The sequence below is a fragment of the Methanomassiliicoccales archaeon genome, from assembly GCA_026394375.1.
Taxonomy (GTDB): Archaea; Thermoplasmatota; Thermoplasmata; order Methanomassiliicoccales; family UBA472; genus JAJRAL01.
Map to the genome: position 1 here is coordinate 187,213 of JAPKYJ010000013.1, position 7,294 is coordinate 194,506.

Below are 7,294 nucleotides of genomic sequence, written 5' to 3' on the forward strand. Positions count from 1 at the left end.
ACCTAGGCGCCTGCCGCCTTCAACGTATCTGAGCAGTCGCATTTCTTCCTCGCTTCAGGGATCTTCGGCAGGGTGGACGTGATGAGCTTCTGGATCTTGTCCACGTTCTCCGCCATGGTCTTGAGGATCATGGCCGTGTCCACCGGATGCTCGGTCCAGACATCGTAATCGGTGATCATGGCCAAGGACACGTAGCACATCTCCATCTCCTTCGCCAGCTGGCATTCCGGGCACAGGGTCATGCCGATGACGTCCGCGAAAGCCCTGAACATGAGCGATTCCGCTCTGGTGGAGAACCTCGGTCCCTCGATGCAGATGTACGTTCCATCCTTGTGATGCGGGATCTTCAGTCGCTTGGCTTCCTTGACAAATATGTCCCGCAGCTCGGAGCAGAACGGATCTGCCATGGAGACGTGCACCGTCTTCGCTCCATCGTAGAACGTATAGTCGCGCTTCTTGGTGAAATCGATGAACTGGTCCGCAATGACTATCTGGCCGGGCTCGTACTCCTCCTGCAAAGAACCAACGGCGCAGGGCGAAATGACCCGCTCCACGCCGCACTGCTTCAACGCCCATATGTTGGCACGATAATTGACCTTATGTGGAGGGAAGACGTGCCATTTCCCGTGTCGGGGGAGCAATGCCACCATCAATCCATCTATCTCTCCGATCTGGATATCGTCCGATGGTGCCCCATAGGGAGTGGAGAGCTTGACCGTCTCTTTGAGCTCGAACATCTCCGGGTCGTAGACCCCGGTGCCGCCGATGATCCCGATGCGCGCCTGCGTTTTCATCATGAGTGAATCTCTCAGGAACGAGTTAAAAGCCTTGGTCCGCCGCTCCTCATTCATATGATTGAGATCGGAGGTCACAGGATTAACAGGTAAGAAACTTCTCGCCTGAGCGAAGGATAGGGGGCATTAGCTTTATTTAACCACCCTCATGTTCCCTGCGGTCCGATGGACGCGAAGACGGAGGTCAACCCCATCTGGGCGTGCAGGGGTTTCCCGGCGTTCCCGGTGGTCTTGGTTGCGGTCGGCAATGCCAAAGAAAAGGTCGAGTGCAACGTGATGACCGTGGTCTTGGTGCACATGTTCTCCTTCGATCCTCCTGTTATTGGAGTGGGCGTTTCTCCTTGCCGTTACACATTCGATCTGATGAACAAGCATGATGAGTTCACGGTGAACATACCCGGAAAGGAGCTGGTGGAGGAGGTCCTCTTCTGCGGCCAGAAGTGTGGTCGGGAGACGAACAAGTTCGAGGAATGTGGGTTCACGGTCACTCCAGGCAAAGTGGTCAACGCACCCATCATCGAGGAATGCCTTGTGAACCTGGAATGCAAGAAACGCCAGGTGATCGATGCCGGCGATCACGTCTGGTTCCTAGGCGAAGTGGTGCACGGAGAATCCGTGCAAGGCGAGCTGCGGGAGCGGGCGATTCTCTACTGGGGCGGGGAGTTCCGCGTCATCGGCAACTGCATCAGGAAGCGTTAGTCGCTAGGAACACCCACCGTCCTATCGCTCTTAAGGGTGCTAAGGTTTTTCTACAACGCGCATCAATCTTCTTGCCGGTGGTAGATATGGCGAAAGAACCGGAAAAGATAGATCTAGACGTTTTCGATGCGATCGCACATCTCCCTCCTGCACCAGTCCTGCTGGTGGCATCGGGGGACAAGGAACAGGACTGGAACGTGACCACGGTGGGCATGTTCAACGTGTTCTCCCTCTTCCCCGTGATCGTAGGCATCGGGGTCAAAACCTCCCGCAACATCTACCGCCTCATCGCCGACTCGAAGGACTTCACGATCAACGTTCCCTCGGTGGATTTGATCAAATCGGTGGAGGTATGCGGAAAGGAATCGGGCGTGCGCAAGAACAAGTTCAAGGAGGCTGGCCTTACGCCGATCAAGGGCAAGCGCACGAACTCGCCCATCATCAAGGAATGCTGGCTCAACATCGAATGCAAGAAGCTGACGAGCGAGAAGAAGAAGATGGAGAGCGTGGCGCACCTGGGCGAGTTCGACGTCGGAGATCACACCTGGTTCCTCGGCCAGATCGTGCACACCGAGGTCTGGAGCAATTACGATCGAGGCAAATCGTTGCTCTTCTGGGACGGCGAGTATCGCACCGCCCCCAATGTGGTGAGGGGTAAGGAATGAGGTTCGCGCCGTTCCTGCTCGAGGACTGGCTCATCAAGTGCCGAGGGGCAGCCATAGATCTCGACCATTCCGGAGCGCCGACGCCTTTCGGGGACGGTTTCGATCCATGCATCGGTGGCGAGGCCTGGCTCGACGACCTGGAACTAGAGGAGAAGCTGGTTCGACTATTAGCCAAGCAGTACCGGGTCAAGGAGAGCAAGATCGTCCTCACGGGCGGGGCGCAGAACGCTAACTATCTTTTCCTGCAATCCTGCGCTCCTCACACCGACGCCGTGGCCATCGAAACACCGACCTATGCTCCCATGCGGGCTTCGGCAGATGCCATGGTTTCCAAGGTGATTGAGGTCAAACGAACGAGCAAGGACCATTTCTCCTTGTCACCAGAGCAGGTCGCCAAAGCGATCAACAGGGGAGCGAAAGCGGTCCTGCTCACGAACCTGCACAACCCTTCCGCAAGAATGCTGTCCGATGAAGAGCTGAGAGCGATCCTAGAAGAGGCAGCGAGGAAGAGCGTCCCGGTGCTGTGCGATGAGATCTACCGGGAGATGTCCTATGCACGGCCTTCGAAGCCTGTCTGCAGCCTGGGCGAAAATGGCGTCTCGACCTGCGGCATGACCAAGCTCTGGGGACTGGGGGGACTCCGGATAGGTTGGCTCGTCGGACCGGAGGACATCGTGAAGAGGGTGAGGATGACCCGGCTCTACTCCGCCTATCACCTTCCGTCCCGTTCCATGGCCGTGGCCTTCCGGGCGTTGCAGGAAAAACAATGGTTCCGGGACCGGGTGCTACGCATGGCCAAACACAACCTTCCAGTGCTGGACGAATGGCTGGAGGAAGAGGAACGAGTCAAGGTGCGGAGACCGGACGGCGGTCTGATGTTCCTCGCCATGCTGCCGAAAGGTCTGAACGACGAGGAGTTCGCTCTGAGGCTCTTCAGGAAGCACAAGACAGCGGTATGCCCCGGAAGATACTTCGGCATCGGAGGGGCGATCCGAGTCACATTCTCCTGTGGAAGGTCCGACTTCCAGCAGGGCCTCAATCACATCTCGTCCACGTTGGATGCGATGCTCTAGTCCGATGGCGGCTTCGCTTTGACGTATGATCCGAAGACCTTGACGAAGGATGATTTGCGCACCAGTTCCGCGATGGCCTCGCTGACCTTGGTATCGTTCACGTGGCCGTCGATGTCCACGTAGAACACGTATTCCCAGGTGCGCCCTTTCCTCGGTCGGGACTCGAGCTTGGAGAGGTTGACATTGCGTTGGGCGAACGCCCCTATGCATTGATACAATGCTCCAGGTATGTTCTTGGTGGCGAAGACCAGGGAAGTGCGATCGCCCACCGGCAGGATGGATGTGCTCTTCTCGACCACGAAGAAGCGCGTATAGTTCCGGGGAACGGACTGGATATCCTCCTTCAAGACCTTCATCTGGTAGTAGGAGGCGGCGCGCTTGGAAGCGATGGCCGCCTCATCCTTCTGCTTTCGTTCCTTGACCATGCGCACGCTGCCCGCCGTGTCGAATGCAGGGATCTTCTCCCACTCCGGATGGCTGGAAAGGAATGCGCGACACTGGCCGAGCGCCTGCGGATGGCTGTAGACCCTCCTAACGTCCTGCATCTTCGAAGAGGGGTGAGAGACGAGGCAATGGCGCACTGCCACTAGGACTTCGCCGGTCACAGTGAGATCGCTCTCCAGCAGCAGGTCGCTTACGACCGTGACGCTGCCCTCTATGGAGTTCTCTATTGGCAGGACGGCGTGCGAGACCTCGCTCGATTCCACTTTCTGGAAGACCTCCTCGAACTCGTTGCAGGGAATGGTGTCCACGTCCTCTCCGAAGAACTGCAGTATCGCGTCCTCGGAATAGGCGCCGTGCACGCCCTGGAAGGCTATTCGTTCAGCTCGCTTGGGGGACATTTTCGGAGAAGAACTCCTTGTGTATCGCCTTGATGGTTCGCTCAAGGTTCTGCCGGTCGACCGTGAAATGGTATGCCACGAGAGAAGCTCCAGCGGAGATCATGTTCACGCTCACGCCTTCGCTCGCCACGGCCGAGAAGACCCTGGCTGCTATCCCCTTTTCATATCCCAGGCCTTCGCCGACCACGCAGAGCAGGGCGATGTCGTCCACCGTCTCTATCTTCTCGATGACGCCCTTCTTGCTCTCCTCCAGGGCGTCCTGCGCCAACGGTAGATCATGCTTGCTCACCAGGAAGGCGATGCACGTCTGCGACGTGGCCGCCGAGTAGATATTGACCCCGGCATCCGTGAGCTTGGAGGAGATCTCGGACATGACTCCTGCCTTGTACCCCGCTCCAGCGCCATACACCTTGATGATGGCCATGTTCTTCATGAAGGAGATGGATTTGATGGTCTGGGCTCTTTGCACTCCCGAGGGCTGGATGGCCGTGCCCCTGACCTCCGGCTTGAAGACGTTCTTCACGAAGATGGTGATGTTCTTCATTCTTGCTGGCTCCACGGTCCGAGGGTGCAGCACCTGCGCTCCGAAGTAGGAGAGCTCGGCCGCTTCATCGTACGAAAGGGTATCGATGGGCACCGCCTCCTTCACGATCTTGGGATCGACGGACATGAAACCGTCCACGTCCTTCCAGATCTCCAATGCATCGGCGTTGAGGACGTTCGCTATGACGGAAGCGGAGTAATCGCTGCCGTTGCGTCCGAAGACCGTGACGTGGCCTTCCGGGGTCCGTCCGAAGAAGCCCGTTACCACCGGCGTCTCGCCACGGTCGAACATGGCCCGCACCTTCGGGCAGACGTGCTTCCGGGTCGCTTCCAGGTCCGCCGTCGCCGCTCCGTACACTCCATCGGTGATGATGCCCAGCTCGTCCGCATCCACTGCCACCGCCTTCACACCTATGTCCTGCAGGGCCGCTGCCACCAGCACGACGGAGAGCCTCTCGCCTAGCGATTGCACGATGTCCTTGGTGCGGGGGGTGAGCTCCTCCAGATAGCAGAAGCCATAGAGCGCTCTCTCCAGGCGCAGGATCTTCTCCTTGACCTTGGCGCAGGCTGCTTTGCGGATGCCTTCGTTGGAGACCGCTTCCTTGAGCAAGGCCACATGCTTCTCCTCCAGGGATTTGATGAAGGCCTCAACGTCCTCTTCCTTCCGAAGCTGGGAGACGAACTGTATCAGCTCTTCTGTGACGCCGGACAAAGCGCTGGCCACCACCACCTTCCATTCGTCGTCGGCGGCGATGATGCGGCAGACCCGTTTCAGAGCCTCGCCGTTCTTCAGCGAGGAACCTCCGAACTTCAGCACTTTCATCGGCCTTTCACCTTCTTGAGCATCTGCAAAGGGGTGTCCTTCACCGCCTTCTCCGCGTCCCTTCGAGGCAGGCCCGCTGCCATGGCGACGTTGATCGCGGTCTCGTAGTCGATGAGATCGGAGGGAGCGTGGGCGTCGGTGTTGACCACCATCTTCGCTCCCGCCTGCAGCGCTAACTTGGCAACATGTCCGTTGGTGGAACTGTGCGATCTGCGTGAGGTGATCTCCAGGACCACGCCATTCTTCTTCGCCAGTTCGACCTCTTCCATGGTGATGAAGCCCGGATGAGCGAGGATGTCCACGTCCGGATTGCTGACCGCGACCAGGTTCGTGCCCTTCTCCACCGGCTCGTTGATCGTCTCCCCGTGGATGACGATGATCTGCGCGCCTTTCCTTCTGGCTTCCGCCACCACTTGGTCTATTCTGCGGACCGGGACGTGGGTGATCTCCACGCCCACGAGCACCTCGATGTTCCATTCACGAGCCAGCTCGGCATCGATCCTGGCCTCGTTGATCAGTCGGTCCAGGTTTGAGAGGGAGGCATGATCAGTGATGGCGATGGCCGTGTGCCCTTTGACGACCGCCCGTCGGGCGAGCTCGATGGGCAGCAGCTCACCGTCGCTGAGCAGGGTGTGACAGTGCAGGTCGATGCGCATCTACTTCCTCCTTTCCGATAGCATGCGGTAGACGTCTTCCAGCGGTATCTCCTTTCCCTCCATGACCACCATCAGGTGGTAGATGAGGTCGGCCACCTCCCACGTCTGCATATGCTTATCCTGGCCTTTGCTCGCCAGGGCGATCTCCGCCGCTTCCTCCACCACCTTCTTCAGCATCTTGTCCTCGTTTTTTAGCAGAGTGGTGGTGTACGAACCCTCGAGCGGATGCTCCTTGCGGTCCTTGATCACCCGCCTCAGCTCCGGCAAGATGGCGGCAGTGCCTTTGAGATCGCCATACAGAACATCTCCAAAGCAAGAGGGGCGCTCCAAATGGCAGGCCACCCCGGTCTGCTTCACCCTCACCAGCAGGCAATCGGCATCGCAATCGGTCTGGATGGAAACGATGTGCTGCACGTTGCCAGAGGTCTCGCCCTTCATCCACAACCTCTGTCGGGAACGGGACCAGAAGTGCGTCTTGCCCGTTTCGATCATCTTGTTGTATGCCTCTAGGTTCGCATGCGCCATCATCAGCACTTCGTTGGTCTCAGAGTCCTGCACTATGACCGGGATCAAGCCTTTCTCGTCGAATTTCAGCGGCAAGGTCATCGCACCGCCACCCCCCTATCGCGCAGGTAGCCTTTCACCTGCTGCACTGTGAGCTCATTGTAGTGGAATATGGAAGCTGCCAAGGCCGCCTCCGCTTTGGTCTGGGAAAGAACTTCATAGATATGCCTGGCGTTGCCGCAGCCCCCGGAAGCGATCACCGGGATGTCCACCGCCTCCGCCACTCTGCTGGTGAGAGGAATATCGTAACCGTCCTTGGTGCCGTCCGCGTCCATGCTGGTGAGCACGATCTCGCCGGCGCCCAGTTCTTCGACCTGGCGGGCCCAGGCGACCGCTTCCAGGCCCGTGCCGCGGCGGCCGCCGTGTGTGTGGACTTCCCAGAACTCGCGGCCATCTTTCTGCACGCGCTTGGGGTCGATGTTGACCACGATGCACTGGATGCCGAAGCGCCGCGCGGCCTGGCGCACGAACTCCGGATCGCGGCAAGCGGCCGAATTGATCGAAACCTTGTCGGTGCCGGCATTGAGGAGCATGCGGATATCGTCGCAGGTGCGGATGCCGCCGCCCACGGTCAAAGGCATGAAGATCACTTCGGCCGTCCGCCGCACGACATCGAGCATGATGTCGCGGCCCTC

Annotated in this window: 9 protein-coding genes; 3 read left to right on the top strand and 6 right to left on the bottom strand. The window is 58.7% G+C overall.

The features are described from left to right. Nucleotides 1-2: 2 nt before the first annotated feature. Nucleotides 3-797, bottom strand: coding sequence for an S-methyl-5'-thioadenosine phosphorylase (locus NT137_02800; GenBank protein MCX6652266.1), 795 nt, complete (start codon nt 795-797; stop codon nt 3-5). Between the two features lie 162 nt (nt 798-959). On the opposite strand from NT137_02800, the gene NT137_02805 reads away from it, so the two are divergent. The 3 genes from NT137_02805 (at nt 960) to NT137_02815 (ending at nt 3,231) form a co-directional block, all read left to right on the top strand. Next, a complete protein-coding gene (locus tag NT137_02805) occupies nt 960-1,493 on the top strand; it encodes a flavin reductase family protein (GenBank protein MCX6652267.1) in 534 nt (177 codons plus the stop codon). 86 nt (nt 1,494-1,579) lie between these two features. Beyond that, a complete protein-coding gene (locus NT137_02810; GenBank protein MCX6652268.1) occupies nt 1,580-2,158 on the top strand; it encodes a flavin reductase family protein in 579 nt (192 codons plus the stop codon). Then, nucleotides 2,155-3,231 (top strand): pyridoxal phosphate-dependent aminotransferase, encoded by a 1,077-nt coding sequence (locus tag NT137_02815; protein MCX6652269.1) that lies wholly within the window; start codon nt 2,155-2,157, stop codon nt 3,229-3,231. The genes NT137_02810 and NT137_02815 overlap by 4 nt, the downstream gene beginning before the upstream one ends. Here NT137_02815 and pheA read toward each other — a convergent pair. The 5 genes from pheA to NT137_02840 form a co-directional block, all read right to left on the bottom strand. After that, complete coding sequence (gene pheA, locus NT137_02820; protein MCX6652270.1) at nt 3,228-4,073, bottom strand: prephenate dehydratase; 846 nt, start codon at nt 4,071-4,073, stop codon at nt 3,228-3,230. The genes NT137_02815 and pheA overlap by 4 nt on opposite strands. After that, the gene (locus NT137_02825; protein ID MCX6652271.1) at nt 4,054-5,439 is read right to left on the bottom strand and encodes an aspartate kinase; all 1,386 of its coding nucleotides are present in this window, start codon (nt 5,437-5,439) and stop codon (nt 4,054-4,056) included. Before NT137_02825 ends, pheA begins: the two co-directional genes overlap by 20 nt. After that, a complete protein-coding gene (locus NT137_02830; protein MCX6652272.1) occupies nt 5,436-6,095 on the bottom strand; it encodes a histidinol phosphate phosphatase domain-containing protein in 660 nt (219 codons plus the stop codon). Before NT137_02830 ends, NT137_02825 begins: the two co-directional genes overlap by 4 nt. Beyond that, nucleotides 6,096-6,701 carry a bifunctional phosphoribosyl-AMP cyclohydrolase/phosphoribosyl-ATP diphosphatase HisIE gene (gene hisIE, locus NT137_02835; GenBank protein MCX6652273.1) on the bottom strand — a complete coding sequence of 202 codons (606 nt, stop codon included), beginning with the start codon at nt 6,699-6,701 and terminating at the stop codon, nt 6,096-6,098. After that, the coding region (locus NT137_02840) for a HisA/HisF-related TIM barrel protein (protein ID MCX6652274.1) at nt 6,698-7,294 on the bottom strand (597 nt) is incomplete at its 5' end. The genes NT137_02840 and hisIE, both read right to left, overlap by 4 nt.

Bases quoted from the DNA above. Each gene is read 5' to 3' on its own strand.
- NT137_02800 (MCX6652266.1), bottom strand. From the start codon at position 797: ATGATGAAAACGCAGGCGCGCATCGGGATCATCGGCGGCACCGGGGTC.
- NT137_02805 (MCX6652267.1), top strand. From the start codon at position 960: ATGGACGCGAAGACGGAGGTCAACCCCATCTGGGCGTGCAGGGGTTTC.
- NT137_02810 (MCX6652268.1), top strand. From the start codon at position 1,580: ATGGCGAAAGAACCGGAAAAGATAGATCTAGACGTTTTCGATGCGATC.
- NT137_02815 (MCX6652269.1), top strand. From the start codon at position 2,155: ATGAGGTTCGCGCCGTTCCTGCTCGAGGACTGGCTCATCAAGTGCCGA.
- pheA (MCX6652270.1), bottom strand. From the start codon at position 4,073: ATGTCCCCCAAGCGAGCTGAACGAATAGCCTTCCAGGGCGTGCACGGC.
- NT137_02825 (MCX6652271.1), bottom strand. From the start codon at position 5,439: ATGAAAGTGCTGAAGTTCGGAGGTTCCTCGCTGAAGAACGGCGAGGCT.
- NT137_02830 (MCX6652272.1), bottom strand. From the start codon at position 6,095: ATGCGCATCGACCTGCACTGTCACACCCTGCTCAGCGACGGTGAGCTG.
- hisIE (MCX6652273.1), bottom strand. From the start codon at position 6,701: ATGACCTTGCCGCTGAAATTCGACGAGAAAGGCTTGATCCCGGTCATA.